This window comes from Rhizobium sp. CBN3, assembly GCF_030518245.1.
Classification (GTDB): Bacteria; Pseudomonadota; Alphaproteobacteria; order Rhizobiales; family Rhizobiaceae; genus Rhizobium; species Rhizobium aethiopicum_A.
Genome location: NZ_JAULSE010000006.1, coordinates 114,166 through 127,089 on the forward strand (window position 1 = coordinate 114,166; position 12,924 = coordinate 127,089).

General features: G+C 61.7%; 13 protein-coding genes. 7 read left to right on the forward strand and 6 right to left on the reverse strand.

Features of this window, described 5'->3' with window-relative positions; translation table 11 throughout:
* Positions 1 to 37: 37 nt before the first annotated feature.
* Positions 38 to 814 (reverse strand): bifunctional demethylmenaquinone methyltransferase/2-methoxy-6-polyprenyl-1,4-benzoquinol methylase UbiE, encoded by a 777-nt coding sequence (gene ubiE, locus QWJ46_RS11745; protein WP_302751265.1) that lies wholly within the window; start codon positions 812 to 814, stop codon positions 38 to 40.
* Positions 815 to 961: 147 nt separating this feature from the next.
* Between ubiE and mutM the strand changes: the two genes are divergently transcribed.
* The 5 genes from mutM (at position 962) to QWJ46_RS11770 (ending at position 6,713) form a co-directional block, all read left to right on the forward strand.
* Complete coding sequence (gene mutM, locus QWJ46_RS11750; protein WP_184458057.1) at positions 962 to 1,852, forward strand: bifunctional DNA-formamidopyrimidine glycosylase/DNA-(apurinic or apyrimidinic site) lyase; 891 nt, start codon at positions 962 to 964, stop codon at positions 1,850 to 1,852.
* Between the two features lie 23 nt (positions 1,853 to 1,875).
* Positions 1,876 to 2,649, forward strand: coding sequence for an enoyl-CoA hydratase (locus tag QWJ46_RS11755; protein WP_302751266.1), 774 nt, complete (start codon positions 1,876 to 1,878; stop codon positions 2,647 to 2,649).
* Positions 2,650 to 2,840: 191 nt separating this feature from the next.
* On the forward strand, positions 2,841 to 3,119 hold the full coding sequence (gene rpsT, locus QWJ46_RS11760) for a 30S ribosomal protein S20 (RefSeq protein WP_064800423.1): 279 nt from the start codon (positions 2,841 to 2,843) through the stop codon (positions 3,117 to 3,119).
* Positions 3,120 to 3,957: 838 nt separating this feature from the next.
* Positions 3,958 to 5,508: a chromosomal replication initiator protein DnaA gene (gene dnaA / locus QWJ46_RS11765; RefSeq protein ID WP_302751404.1), complete on the forward strand. Its 1,551-nt coding sequence runs from the start codon at positions 3,958 to 3,960 to the stop codon at positions 5,506 to 5,508.
* Positions 5,509 to 5,630: 122 nt separating this feature from the next.
* Complete coding sequence (locus QWJ46_RS11770) at positions 5,631 to 6,713, forward strand: saccharopine dehydrogenase family protein (RefSeq protein WP_302751267.1); 1,083 nt, start codon at positions 5,631 to 5,633, stop codon at positions 6,711 to 6,713.
* 56 nt (positions 6,714 to 6,769) lie between these two features.
* Here the strand turns inward: QWJ46_RS11770 and hemW are convergent, their stop codons facing one another.
* Genes hemW through rph form a run of 4 tightly spaced genes read right to left on the reverse strand, consistent with a single transcriptional unit; the run spans position 6,770 to position 9,768 of the window.
* Positions 6,770 to 7,972, reverse strand: coding sequence for a radical SAM family heme chaperone HemW (gene hemW, locus QWJ46_RS11775; RefSeq protein WP_302751268.1), 1,203 nt, complete (start codon positions 7,970 to 7,972; stop codon positions 6,770 to 6,772).
* A gap of 9 nt (positions 7,973 to 7,981) precedes the next feature.
* Positions 7,982 to 8,626, reverse strand: a complete 645-nt coding sequence (rdgB, locus tag QWJ46_RS11780) for an RdgB/HAM1 family non-canonical purine NTP pyrophosphatase (protein WP_064809385.1) — start codon at positions 8,624 to 8,626, stop codon at positions 7,982 to 7,984.
* Positions 8,627 to 9,052: a VOC family protein gene (locus QWJ46_RS11785; protein WP_302751269.1), complete on the reverse strand. Its 426-nt coding sequence runs from the start codon at positions 9,050 to 9,052 to the stop codon at positions 8,627 to 8,629.
* The gene (gene rph, locus QWJ46_RS11790) at positions 9,049 to 9,768 is read right to left on the reverse strand and encodes a ribonuclease PH (protein ID WP_184458065.1); all 720 of its coding nucleotides are present in this window, start codon (positions 9,766 to 9,768) and stop codon (positions 9,049 to 9,051) included. Before rph ends, QWJ46_RS11785 begins: the two co-directional genes overlap by 4 nt.
* Positions 9,769 to 9,894: 126 nt before the next feature.
* On the opposite strand from rph, the gene hrcA reads away from it, so the two are divergent.
* A complete protein-coding gene (gene hrcA / locus QWJ46_RS11795) occupies positions 9,895 to 10,983 on the forward strand; it encodes a heat-inducible transcriptional repressor HrcA (RefSeq protein ID WP_064800429.1) in 1,089 nt (362 codons plus the stop codon).
* A gap of 111 nt (positions 10,984 to 11,094) precedes the next feature.
* Positions 11,095 to 11,730, forward strand: coding sequence for a nucleotide exchange factor GrpE (gene grpE / locus QWJ46_RS11800; protein ID WP_184458067.1), 636 nt, complete (start codon positions 11,095 to 11,097; stop codon positions 11,728 to 11,730).
* Positions 11,731 to 11,769: 39 nt separating this feature from the next.
* Here grpE and QWJ46_RS11805 read toward each other — a convergent pair whose 3' ends face one another.
* Positions 11,770 to 12,714 (reverse strand): nucleoside hydrolase, encoded by a 945-nt coding sequence (locus QWJ46_RS11805; protein ID WP_184458069.1) that lies wholly within the window; start codon positions 12,712 to 12,714, stop codon positions 11,770 to 11,772.
* Between the last annotated feature and the right edge of the window lie 210 nt (positions 12,715 to 12,924).

The following is a 12,924-nucleotide window of genomic DNA, read 5'->3' on the forward strand; positions in this document are numbered from 1 at the left end:
AAGGGAATGAGGGGGAGCATGTAGCCTGCATCATCCCTCAGAGCTTCCAGCCGGAATGCAGCGCGGCGATGCCGCCGGTATAATTGGTGTAGGTGACGCGCGAAAAGCCGGCCTGGCGGATCATCGCCGCGAAATTCTCCTGGTTCGGGAACTTGCGGATCGATTCCACCAGATACAGGTAGGGTTCGGCATCGCCGGTGATCGCCTTGCCGAATTGCGGAATGGCGTTGAAAGACCAGGCGTCATAGATCTTGTCGAGAAGCGGCATATCGACTTCCGAAAACTCCAGGACCAGTAGCCGTCCGCCGCGTTTCAACACGCGATAGGCCTCGGACAGCGCCTTGTCGATCCTCGGCACGTTGCGAATGCCGAAGGCGATCGTATAGGCATCGAAGCTCGCGGCCTCGAAGGGCAGTTCCTCGGCATTCGCCTCGATGAAGGTGAGATTGTCGGAAAGCTTCTTCTTTGCCGCCCGTTCGGCGCCGACGCCGAGCATCGAGCCGTTGATATCGAGCACCGTCGCATGTGCCTGCCGACCAGAGGCCTCGATGATGCGAAAGGCGATGTCGCCGGTGCCGCCGGCAACGTCGAGCACCTTGTAGCCCGGCTCCTTGCGCGGGTTGAGCGCCGAGATCATCGCATCTTTCCAGGCCCGGTGCATGCCCATCGACATCACATCGTTCATGATGTCGTAGCGTTTGGCGACCTTGTGGAACACCTGGTTGACCAGACCCTGCTTCTCGCCGCCCGGCACCTCGCGGAAGCCGTAGGAGGTCTCCATGCCGCCATCGGCGGAAGTGCGGCTTTCTGACATCAGGCTGCTCCGTTCCTTGAAGATCGGCGCGGCGACCGTAGCGAAAGACCGCGCGCGACGTTATCACTGCACCGCGCTCTCCGCGGCACATGGCGCTATAGCGCACATCGTCCTCGGTTGAAACACGTTCGATAGAGATGGGTTAAGATGCCGGAATTGCCTGAAGTCGAAACGGTCAAGCGCGGCCTGGCGCCGGCGATGGAAGGCGCTCTCATTGCCAGGCTGGAACTGCGGCGCAAGGATTTGCGCTTCCCCTTTCCCGATGCATTGGCGGACAGGGTTTCCGGCCGCACCATCATCGGCCTTGGTCGCCGCGCCAAATATCTGCTGGTCGATCTCGACGACGGCAACACGCTGATTTCCCATCTCGGCATGTCCGGTTCCTTTCGCATCGAGGAGAACTCCGTCTCCGCAACCCCGGGCGAGTTCCACCACGCCCGCTCGAAGGACGAGAAACACGATCACGTCGTCTTTCATCTGCAGGGACCGGACGGCGCTCGCCGCGTCATCTACAACGACCCGCGCCGTTTCGGCTTCATGGATATGGTCGGACGCGCCGATCTCGCCGCCCATCCCTTCTTCCGCGATCTCGGCCCGGAGCCGACGGGAAACGAACTCGGCGCCGCTTATCTGGCCGAACGCTTCCGCGACAAGGCGCAGCCCCTGAAGAGCGCGCTGCTCGACCAGAAGAACATTGCCGGTCTCGGCAATATATATGTATGCGAGGCGCTGTGGCGCGCGCATTTGTCGCCGCTGCGTGCTGCCGGCACGCTGGTGACGCCGGGCGGCCGGCCGAAGCATGAGCTCGACCTGCTGGTCGCCTCGATCCGCGACGTCATCGCCGATGCAATCGCCGCCGGCGGATCGTCGCTGCGAGACCATATCCAGGCCGATGGATCGCTCGGTTATTTCCAGCATTCCTTCTCCGTCTATGATCGCGAAGGTGAGGCTTGCGGCACGCCCGGCTGCGGCGGTACGGTCGCCCGTGTCGTGCAGGCGGGCCGCTCCACCTTCTATTGCGCCGCCTGTCAGAAGTAACAGTGAGAAACCGGGAGAACAGCATGGCTTACGAGACCTTGATCGTCGAAACCCGAGGCACTGTCGGCCTTGTCACCCTGAACCGCCCGCAGGCGCTGAACGCGCTGAATTCCACCGTGCTGAGGGAACTGAAGCAGGCCTACGTCGCTTTCCATCAGGACGATGCCGTCGGTGCGATCGTGCTCACCGGCTCCGAACGCGCCTTTGCCGCCGGCGCCGACATCAAGGAGATGCAGTCGCTTCAGTTCGCCGATATCTATAAGAGTGATTTCATCAGCGGCTGGGATGACGTCGCTAAGGCACGCAAGCCGGTGATCGCTGCCGTCAGCGGTTTTGCCCTCGGCGGTGGCTGCGAACTCGCCATGATGTGCGATTTCATCATCGCCTCGGAGACCGCGAAGTTCGGTCAGCCGGAGATCACCCTTGGCGTCATTCCCGGCATGGGCGGCTCTCAGCGGCTGACGCGCGCCGTCGGCAAGGCGAAGGCCATGGATCTGATCCTGACCGGCCGGATGATGGATGCGGCCGAGGCGGAACGGTCGGGACTCGTTTCGCGTGTGGTGCCGCCCGAGCGTCTCATCGACGAGGCTTTGGCCGCCGCCGAAAAGATCGCGTCGCTTTCGCAGCCCTCGGTCATGATGGCCAAGGAGGCGGTCAACCGCGCCTTCGAGACGACGCTGGAGGAAGGGTTGCGGTTCGAACGCCGCCTGTTTCATAGTCTCTTTGCCACGGACGATCAGAAAGAAGGCATGGCCGCCTTCATCGAGAAGCGCAAACCAGCCTTCAAGCACCGTTGAATGCTTTTCGGAGCTTGCCGTCGGAAAGCTTGAAAATCCGCGTTGACGTGGGCCGGCTTTAGGGTTATATGCCCGCCCACGGTTCGGAAAGCCGCTCTGGTTTTCCGCGATTGCTCCCGTATTGCTGGATTTGGTGGCCGCAGGGCCCGCGGTAATGGCGGAGTTTGTTCGAATTCTTGAGAGAGGCATCCATGGCCAATACAACTTCGGCGAAAAAAGCGACCCGCAAGATCGCCCGCCGTACCGACGTCAATAAGGCTCGTCGCTCGCGCGTTCGTACTTTCGTTCGCCAGGTCGAAGAGGCCATCGCATCCGGTGACGCCGACAAGGCGAAGGCGGCTTTCCTGGCCGCTCAGCCGGAACTCGCCCGCGCCGCCAGCAAGGGCGTGCTGCACTCCAACACGGCATCGCGCAAGGTCTCTCGCCTGGCTGCTCGTGTGAAGGCTCTGTCGGTCTCCACGACCGCGTAACAATCCATTAACGACCTCCTCGTTATGATTAGCCCGGTAATTTTACCGGGCTTTTTTGATTCCGCTGAGGAGCGTCCTTCATGGTTAATCGCGCGACTGTTTCGTGTCAGCGCCATGACAGGAAAAGGCATTAAAAAACAATAGCTTGCGCAAGGATGCTTTCCCATTGCGCGACTCTGGCCAAACCTTTGCGGATCACGCCCGAGTCAAGAAGATTTTTATTTTTTTTCTTTCTTTGCGTGTCAAAATAGCCCGAACGGGGAATCTCGTTGATTCAACTGCGATTCTTTTTTGACGCGGGTGTGACGCCCGAAAAGGGCGGCCGGAGTCAATGGTCGCATCTTAATTTTGCGTAAAATTCATCGTTGATCTTGCCATTTGATCCTGCCTAAATGGCGTCCAACAGAGGGCGCGGACATCACCTGCAGAGTTCGGTCTTAACTGCCACGTCGGCAGGGCGATGAATTTGTGCCATCTGTTACGGAGCCTTGCGCTTCCGTTTTTTCAAGCACTTGACGGATTTGGGCCGTAACGTGGCTGTTACGGGGCAGGGATGTTTTGTGCCTTGGCAACCACACGTTTAACGTGAGGCTGCCGGATAGGGATAGTAATATTGCGTTCGGGCTGGTCGGCCGAAAACGAGGATTGACCGACAGCCTGGCACGGAAAGCCGGTGAGGGCGCCGCATGAACGCGGTACCTGCAGCGGGCTTCGGTGCCGTGTTTGAGTGAACCGGCAGGCGAGTGGCTTCATGAGGATGCCGCCAGCCCGTCAAAGCGGGGAATGATCGGGCGGCTGTTTTAGCGGAGGCCGCCCGGTGGAATTGAAAGGCGGCATTATGCAGATGAATACGATGATGGCGGGCGGGCTCGACAATGGGGATGCGGCACCGCAAGCGTTCGGCTCCATGCGCCAGGAAGTGGGGGAAGCTAAGGCGGAAATGAAGCAGAGCATTTTGTTTGAGCGCGTCAGCGCGCGCTTGAAGGCCCAGGTCGGTCCTGACGTCTATGCCAGCTGGTTTGCCAGGTTGAAGCTGCATTCGGTATCGAAGAGCGTTGTTCGCCTTTCGGTTCCCACGACCTTCCTGAAGTCGTGGATCAACAATCGTTATCTCGAGCTCATCACCGGTCTGTTTCAGGCCGAAGACCCAGAAATCCTGAAGATCGAAATCCTAGTGCGCACCGCCACGCGCAGCGGCATGAAGGCCGTCGACGAGGTGGTCCAGCCCGAGCCGGCTGCTCCCGCGCAGATGCGCCGTCCGCCGAGCGCCCAGCCGGCCGGTCAGGCCGTCCAGCAGGCAGTTTCGGCCGTTGCCGCCGCAAGGCCCGCAAGCCTCGGCACGCCGCTGTTCGGTTCGCCGCTCGACAGCCGTTTCACCTTCGATACCTTCGTGGAAGGCAGCTCAAATCGCGTCGCGCTTGCGGCTGCCAAGACGATCGCGGAAGTCGGCTCCGGCGCCGTACGGTTCAATCCGCTCTTCGTCCATTCGACGGTCGGGCTCGGCAAGACTCATCTCTTGCAGGCGATCGCCAATGCGGCGGTGCAGAACCCGCGGGCCCTGCGTGTCGTCTATCTGACGGCCGAATATTTCATGTGGCGCTTCGCCACGGCGATCCGCGACAACGACGCGCTGACGCTGAAAGACTCGTTGCGCAACATCGACCTCTTGATCATCGACGACATGCAGTTCCTGCAGGGCAAGATGATCCAGCATGAATTCTGCCATCTCCTGAATATGCTGCTCGACAGCGCCAAGCAGGTCGTCGTCGCCGCCGACCGCGCGCCATGGGAGCTGGAGTCGCTCGATCCGCGCGTCCGCTCGCGCCTGCAGGGCGGCGTTGCCATCGAACTCGACGCGCCGGATTATGAAATGCGCCTCGAAATCCTTAAGCGGCGCCTGGCCGCGGCCCGGCTCGAGGATCCGTCGCTCGAAATTCCGGCAGATCTGCTTCAGCACGTCGCCCGCAATATCACGGCCAGCGGCCGCGAACTCGAAGGCGCCTTCAACCAGCTGATCTTCCGCCGCTCCTTCGAGCCGAACCTGTCGATCGAGCGCGTCGACGAATTGCTCGCCCATCTCGTCGGTTCGGGCGAACCGCGCCGTGTACGCATCGAGGATATTCAGCGCATCGTCGCCAGGCATTACAACGTCTCGCGCCAGGAACTGGTCTCCAATCGGCGCACCCGCGTCATCGTCAAGCCGCGCCAGATCGCCATGTATCTGTCGAAGACGCTGACGCCGCGCTCCTTTCCGGAAATCGGCCGCCGCTTCGGCGGGCGCGATCACACGACCGTGCTGCATGCCGTGCGCAAGATCGAGGAGCTGATATCAGGTGACACCAAGCTTTCGCACGAAATCGAGCTGCTGAAGCGGCTGATCAACGAGTAATCGGCGGACCTGTCGGGAAATTGACGGCTGGAAGCGATTCCAGCCGTTTTCCTTTATAAGCTTTTTATTCTATACCTCCCCGCGTCCAAGAAGAGCGCCGAACGGCGCATGGGAGGGAATGAATGAGTTTCGAAAAGATCGCCGTTCTCGGCCTCGGCAAGGTCGGGCGGCTGGCGGCAACGCTTTTGCATGAAGGCGGCTTCAAGGTCATTGGTGTCGATGCGCAGCTGCCCCTGGGCGAGCTGCCCTTTACATGCCGCGCAGGCGACATATCCGATCCGCAGGTGATCGGCGAACTGCTCTCGAACGTTGAGGCGGTGCTGTCTTGCCTGCCCTATCACCTGAACATCGAGCTGGCTCGCGCTGCCCATCTTGCCGGCATTCATTACTTCGATCTGACGGAAGACGTCCCAACCACCAATTTCATCATCGAACTGTCGAAGACCGCCCGCGGACTGATGGCGCCGCAATGCGGCCTGGCGCCCGGTTTCGTCGGCATCGTCGGCGCGAGCCTGGCCGACGGCTTCGATCGCTGCCGATCGATCCGCATGCGCGTCGGCGCCCTGCCGCAGCATCCGACGGGTCTTCTCGGCTATGCCTTCAACTGGTCGCCGGAAGGCGTCGTCAACGAATATCTGAATGATTGCGAGGTCATCGAGGGCGGCGTGCGCAAGCTCGTCTCGCCGATGGAGTGGCACGAGACCATCTATGTCGGTGGTGTCAAGCTCGAAGCCTTCACGACATCGGGCGGCCTCGGCACCATGTGCGACACCATGCTCGGCAAGGTTGACAATCTCGACTACAAGACCATGCGTTATCCCGGCCATATGGAGCTGATGAACTTCTTCTTCCATGAGCTCTTGATGCGCGACAAGCGCAAGCTCGCCGGCGAGATCCTGACCAACGCCAAGCCGCCTGTCGAAGACGATGTCGTCTACGTGCACGTGGCCGCGGAAGGCACGGAGAACGGCAGCCTACGTCGCAAGGAATTCGTGCGCGCTTATTACCCGATCGAGATCGCCGGCGCCCGCCGCACAGCGATCGCCTGGACGACGTCGGCCTCGGTCGTCGCCGTCATCGAGATGGTCCGCGATGGTCTCTTGCAGGCGACCGGTTTCCTGCACCAGGAACACATTCCGCTGGAGATGTTCCTGAAGACGCCGACTGGCAGCCTCTTCAAGGCAGGCGCCACCAGCCACGGCTGAGAAGATTTTTCGGCGCGGGCAGCGATATCGTCACCGCGCCGGAACTCTTATGGGTGTCAGCAGGCGAGATCGGCGACGACAGAATCGAGGATCAGCATGCCCGATGGCGTGCAGCGCAGGCGCGAATTGCCGATCCGCTCGACGAATTTATGTTCGAGCAGGAATTCCTCGCGTTTCGGGTCGAGCTCACGGCCCGAAAGCTGCTGCCAGCGGGCGAGATCGACGCCTTCCCTGAGCCGCAGTCCCATCAGCAGCAGTTCGTCCGACTGTTCCTCGAAACCGAGCCGCTCCTCATCGAGAATGCCGTGGCCGTCGCGCTCGACCATCTCGAGCCAGGCTTCCGGCTTGCGCTCGGTCGCCGTCGCGAGCTTCTCATGCCCATGCGTCAGGCGGCCGTGCGCGCCCGGACCGATGCCGGCATAGTCGCCGTAACGCCAGTAGGTCAGGTTATGGCGGCTTTCGGCACCCGGCCGGGCATGATTGGAAACCTCGTAGGCGGGCATGCCCTCACGCGCCGTGATCTCCTGCGTCGCCTCGTAGAGCAGGGCCGATTGCTCGCCGTCCGGCACGATCAGCTTGCCTGATTTGTGCAGACCGAAGAAGGGCGTGCCTTCCTCGATGGTCAGCTGATAGAGCGACAGATGGTCGACCGCATAGGAGATCGCTTCCTTCAGTTCCTTCTCCCATTCCTCGACCGTCTGGTCCGGCCGGGCATAGATGAGGTCGAAGGACATACGCGGGAAGATCTCGCGCGCCAGCCGGATCGCCTTCAGCGCGTCGGCGACGTCATGCAGCCGGCCGAGGAATTTCAGATCGCGGTCGTTCAGCGCCTGTACGCCGAGCGAGACACGGTTGACGCCGGCCGCCCGGTAGCCGCGGAACCGTTCGGCCTCGACGCTCGACGGATTGGCTTCCATGGTGATTTCGATGCCGGCGGGCACATGCCAGTGCCGCGCGATACCGTCGAGAATGGCATCGACCGTTTCCGGCTTCATCAGCGACGGCGTGCCGCCGCCGAGGAAGATGCTCGTCACCGTCTTCGGCCCGCTCATCGCCCGGACTGCCGCCATCTCCTTCAGAAAGGCTGATGCAAAGCGCTCCTGATCCACCGGCTGATGGCGTACATGGCTGTTGAAGTCGCAGTAGGGACACTTCGCCGCGCAGAAGGGCCAATGCACATAGACGCCGAAGCCGGGCTCGCCGGTATCGGGCAGCAGCGCGGCGTCGCGCGAGAGGCTTGGCGTATCGAAATTGCCCACGAACAGATCTTATGCCTCCAGGCAGGTTTCGACGAAAAGTTTGAAGGCACGGGCCCGATGCGACAGCGCCTGCGGCTTGCCGACATTCCAGCCGTGTTTCTCCTCGCCGCTCATTTCTCCGAAGGTGACGGCATAACCCTCGGGCTGGAAAACCGGATCATAGCCGAAGCCTTGGGTGCCGCGCGGCGGCCAGACGACATGGCCTTCCACCTCGCCGCGGAAAAGCTCGGTATGCCCGTCCGGCCAGGCAAGGCAGAGCACGCTGACGAAACGCGCACCGCGCTGTTCCGGCGTCGTGGCGCCGGCGTCCTGCAGCGCCTTTTCCACCTTGGCCATCGCCATGTCGAAGTCGCGCGTGCCGTCTGCCCTTTCCGCCCAGTTGGCGGTGTAGACGCCGGGATCGCCGCCGAGCGCGTCGACCACCAGACCGGAATCATCCGAAAGCGCCGGCATGCCGGCGGCATTGGCCGAGGCGACCGCCTTGATCGTCGCATTCTCCTCGAAGCTCGTGCCGGTTTCGTCTGGTTCGACGAAATTCAGTTCGGCCGCCGATTTTGCGGTGAAGCCGAGCGGCCCGATCAGTTCCTGGATCTCGCGGATCTTGCCGGCATTGTGGCTGGCGACGACGATGGTTTTGGTTTCGAGCTTGCGCATTCAAATATCCTGTTCGATGCCCCAGATTTTAGCCTCCGCGCATTCCAGGCTGTTGCCGGCAGGGTCGCGGAAATAGATCGAGCGGCCGCCATTTGGCCAGTGCACCTCGGATTCGATCGCGATGTCAGCCGCCTTCAGCCGTTCGGCCATCGCATCAATATTGCGACCGGACACCCGGAAACAGGCATGGCCTTGCCCGGTGGTGCCGTGCGGCGGCACCTGCAGCGCGTCGGGTGCCGGCGGCTTTATCGTTTCCTCGGGGTTGAAGATCAGGAGAACGCCTGGGCCACAGCGGAAGAAGACATGTCGGTTGCCGGCGCGGGTGATCTTTTCAAGCCCAAGAACGTCCCCGTAGAACGTCTCGGCCTGATCGAGATCGCGCGCATAGAGCGCCGTTTCCAACATGCCTTCCAGCATGGCGTTCATCCTGCAATCGCCTCTTTCTGCAGAGCGACGAGTTCGCCGATGCCGTTCTTGGCAAGCCGCATCAGCGAGCTGAATTCCTCTTCGCTGAACGGCGTGCCTTCGGCCGTGCCCTGGATTTCGACGATGCCGCCGGCGCCGGTCATGACGAAGTTCGCATCGGTCTCGGCCGAGGAATCCTCGAGATAATCGAGATCGATGACCGGCTGGCTGGCGAAAACGCCGCAGGAGATGGCGGCGACGTGATCCTTCAGGACCCGCTCGACCTTGATCATGTTGCGGCTTTCCATCCATTTCAGGCAATCGTAAAGCGCGATCCAGCCGCCGGTGATCGAGGCGGTCCGTGTGCCGCCATCGGCCTGGATGACGTCGCAATCGAGCGTGATCTGCTTTTCGCCGAGCGCCTGCAGATCGACGACGGCACGTAGCGACCGGCCGATCAGCCGTTGGATTTCCTGGGTGCGACCGCCCTGCTTGCCGGCGGCGGCCTCGCGTTTCATGCGCTCGCCGGTCGCCCGCGGCAGCATGCCGTATTCGGCCGTGACCCAGCCCTTGCCGGTGTTGCGCAGCCACGGCGGCGTCTTTTCCTCGAGGCTTGCGGTGCAAAGCACATGCGTATCGCCGAATTTCACCAGGCAGGAGCCTTCCGCATGCTTGGAAAAATTGCGCTCGAACGAGACCTTGCGCATCTGGTCGGTTTTTCTGCCTGAAGGCCGCATTCTTATCTCCTGGAGTTGCTGACCGCTTCTACGATTGGCCGCGCTCATTTGCAAATTCCCTTTTGCCACGCGTGCGAGTTTGACTATATTTTCGGGAGCATCATCAGCGTGGGTTTGAAAAGGTTCATGGGCATCAGGTCGACGTCGGTTTCGGATGCCGTTGCTGCGCTGGACGAGCGCTCCAGAGAAATTTTTCGCCGCATCGTCGAGGGTTATCTCGAAAGCGGCGAGCCGCTCGGCTCGCGCAATCTGTCGCGCCTGTTGCCGATGTCACTCTCGCCGGCGTCGGTGCGCAACGTCATGAGCGATCTCGAAGAGCTCGGTCTCATCTATTCCCCGCATGTCAGCGCCGGCCGGCTGCCGACCCAGATCGGGCTGCGCTTCTTCGTCGATGCCTTCATGCAGATCGGCGATCTCTCCGCCGAGGAGCGCGCCAATATCGATCGCCAGGTGCGGGCCGAAAGCGGCGGCAATCCGGTGGAATCGATGATGAACGAAGCGAGCCGCATGCTCTCCGGCATCTCGCGCGGGGCCGGCCTCGTCATCACCTCGAAAAGTGATCCGGTGCTGAAACACGTCGAGTTCATCCGGCTTGAACCGACAAAGGCGCTCGCCGTGCTCGTCGGCGATCACGATCAGGTGGAAAACCGTATCATCGAACTGCCGGCGGGCGTCACCTCCTCGCAGCTGACGGAGGCGGCGAATTTCCTCAACGCGCACATGTCCGGCCAGACGCTGCCGGAGCTGCGCAAACAGTTAAGCCGGCTGAAGGATGATGTCCGTCACGAACTCGATGCGCTCTCGCGCGATCTTGTCGAGCGCGGCATCGCCGTCTGGGCTGGCAGCCCGGACGAGGGAAAGCCCGCCCAGCTGATCATCCGCGGCCGCGCCAACCTGCTCGAAGGCCTCGCCGGCGCCGAAGATCTCGACCGGCTGCGCATGCTGTTCGACGATCTCGAAAAGAAGGACAGCCTGATCGAGCTTCTCAACCTGGCCGAAAGCGGTTCAGGCGTGCGCATCTTCATCGGTTCGGAAAACAAGCTCTTCTCTCTGTCCGGCTCGTCGCTCATCGTCGCGCCCTATCGCGACGATGACGACCGGATCGTCGGCGCGGTCGGCGTCATCGGCCCGACGCGGCTCAATTATTCCCGCATCGTGCCGATGGTGGATTACACCGCTCAGCTCGTCTCCCGCCTGTCGCGCAATCCGCTTTGAGGTCATCACTGACGAAGCCGCGGAATTTTCGCTTCTTCGTCACGCAGGCTTGATTTTTTCCGGTCAAACCTCGATATCGGGCGCATCTGAAAATACCAACCGGAGACCGTCATGACCGATGAAACGACGAAAAACGGACCTGACGCAACTGCGGCCAACGCCGCAGCCGACGCTGCCGTCAACGTCGAAACTGCCACTGTCGGGCAGGAGGAGGCAAACCAGCCGGATCCGCTCGACCTCCTGAAGGCCGAGAATACCGAGCTGCGTGACCGCTATCTGCGCCTTGCCGCCGAGATGGATAATCTGCGCCGCCGCACCGAGCGCGAGGTCAAGGATGCAAAATCCTATTCCGTCGCCGGTTTCGCCCGCGACATGCTCGCCGTCTCGGACAATTTGCGCCGGGCGCTGGACGCCATCTCTCCGGAGACCAAGGCCACGGCCGATGCCGGCCTCACCACCCTGATCGAAGGTGTGGAGATGACCGAGCGCTCGATGCTCTCGGCGCTGGAGCGCCACGGCGTTCGCAAGCTGGAGCCGGTCGGCCAGAAATTCGATCCGAATTTTCATCAGGCGATGTTCGAGGTGCCGAACTCCGAAGTGCCGAACAATACCGTCGTCCAGGTCGTGCAGGCCGGCTTCACCATCGGCGAACGCGTCCTACGGCCGGCCATGGTCGGCGTTGCCAAGGGCGGCCCGAAGCCGGTCGAGGCCGAAATCAATTCCGTCTTCGACGAGAAGGACGCCTGAGGTCGTTTTCCTTCTCCGCCTCGGAAAAGGAAAGAAAAATCAGATGCGGGCGAAGCGTTCGATCAGCAGATCGAAGAAGCCGTCCGCATCGACATGGCGCATGACCTTGGCGTTGCGCTTGCGCTCGGTCACATGCCACCAGTCGACGACGGTCATCCCGACGGTGAGTTCGGACCGGATCTCGATCTCGACATTGCAGTCGCGGCCCTGGAAAAGCTCTGGTTTCAAGAGATAGGCCACGACCGTGGGGTCGTGCAGCGGCCCGCCATCAGAACCGTATTTCTCGATATCGAAGCGTTCGAAGAATTCCAACATCTCGACCATGGCCTTAACAGGCGCCGTGCCGATCTCGGCCATGCGTTTGACCCGGTCCTTGCGCGTCAGCAGCTGATGCGTCACGTCGAGTGGCATCATCACGATCGGCACGCCTGAACGGAAGACGATGTCGGCGGCTTCGGGGTCGACATAGATGTTGAATTCGGCGGCCGGCGTAATATTGCCGCCCTCGAAGAAGCCGCCGCCCATCATGACCAGCTCGCGAATGCGGGCAATGATGTCGGGCGCCTTCTGGAAGGCCATGCCGATATTGGTGAGCGGCCCGAGCGTGCAGAGCGTCACCGTGCCTTCCGGCTCGCGGCGCAGCGTCTCGATGATGAAATCGACGGAGTGGCCGGGCTGCAGCGCCATCGTCGGTTCGGGCAGAACAGGGCCGTCGAGGCCGGTCTTGCCGTGCACATGTTCTGCAGTCACCAGCTTGCGGGCGATCGGCTTGTCGGCGCCGGTGAAAACCTTCACATCCGTGCGGCCGCAGAGCTCGCAGACGATGCGCGCGTTGCGGCTGGTGAATGACAGCGGCACGTTGCCGGCGACCGTCGTGATCCCTAGCACCTCGAGCTCATCGGGGCTTCCGAAAGCCAGCATGATGGCGGCCGCGTCATCCTGGCCGGGATCCGTGTCGATGATGATCTTTCTCGCGCTTGCCATTCCAATCGTCCTGTTCTCGCCATGCCGCTTGTTCCGGCAGACACAATCTCTTCATTCCCCGTCACAAATCGGCACATTCCGCGCGGGCATGTTTTGATGCGAGGCAGCAGGTCCTTTGTCAAGCAAGGAGGCGGGCGCCGGCATTCGAAAAGTGAGAGAGGTTTGAATCGGGAGGGTCGCGTGCGCCTTGCAGCGCCGTGATCATGCCCC

Bases quoted from the DNA above. Each gene is read 5' to 3' on its own strand.
- ubiE (WP_302751265.1), bottom strand. From the start codon at position 814: ATGTCAGAAAGCCGCACTTCCGCCGATGGCGGCATGGAGACCTCCTAC.
- mutM (WP_184458057.1), top strand. From the start codon at position 962: ATGCCGGAATTGCCTGAAGTCGAAACGGTCAAGCGCGGCCTGGCGCCG.
- QWJ46_RS11755 (WP_302751266.1), top strand. From the start codon at position 1,876: ATGGCTTACGAGACCTTGATCGTCGAAACCCGAGGCACTGTCGGCCTT.
- rpsT (WP_064800423.1), top strand. From the start codon at position 2,841: ATGGCCAATACAACTTCGGCGAAAAAAGCGACCCGCAAGATCGCCCGC.
- dnaA (WP_302751404.1), top strand. From the start codon at position 3,958: ATGCAGATGAATACGATGATGGCGGGCGGGCTCGACAATGGGGATGCG.
- QWJ46_RS11770 (WP_302751267.1), top strand. From the start codon at position 5,631: ATGAGTTTCGAAAAGATCGCCGTTCTCGGCCTCGGCAAGGTCGGGCGG.
- rdgB (WP_064809385.1), bottom strand. From the start codon at position 8,626: ATGCGCAAGCTCGAAACCAAAACCATCGTCGTCGCCAGCCACAATGCC.
- QWJ46_RS11785 (WP_302751269.1), bottom strand. From the start codon at position 9,052: ATGAACGCCATGCTGGAAGGCATGTTGGAAACGGCGCTCTATGCGCGC.
- rph (WP_184458065.1), bottom strand. From the start codon at position 9,768: ATGCGGCCTTCAGGCAGAAAAACCGACCAGATGCGCAAGGTCTCGTTC.
- hrcA (WP_064800429.1), top strand. From the start codon at position 9,895: ATGGGCATCAGGTCGACGTCGGTTTCGGATGCCGTTGCTGCGCTGGAC.
- grpE (WP_184458067.1), top strand. From the start codon at position 11,095: ATGACCGATGAAACGACGAAAAACGGACCTGACGCAACTGCGGCCAAC.
- QWJ46_RS11805 (WP_184458069.1), bottom strand. From the start codon at position 12,714: ATGGCAAGCGCGAGAAAGATCATCATCGACACGGATCCCGGCCAGGAT.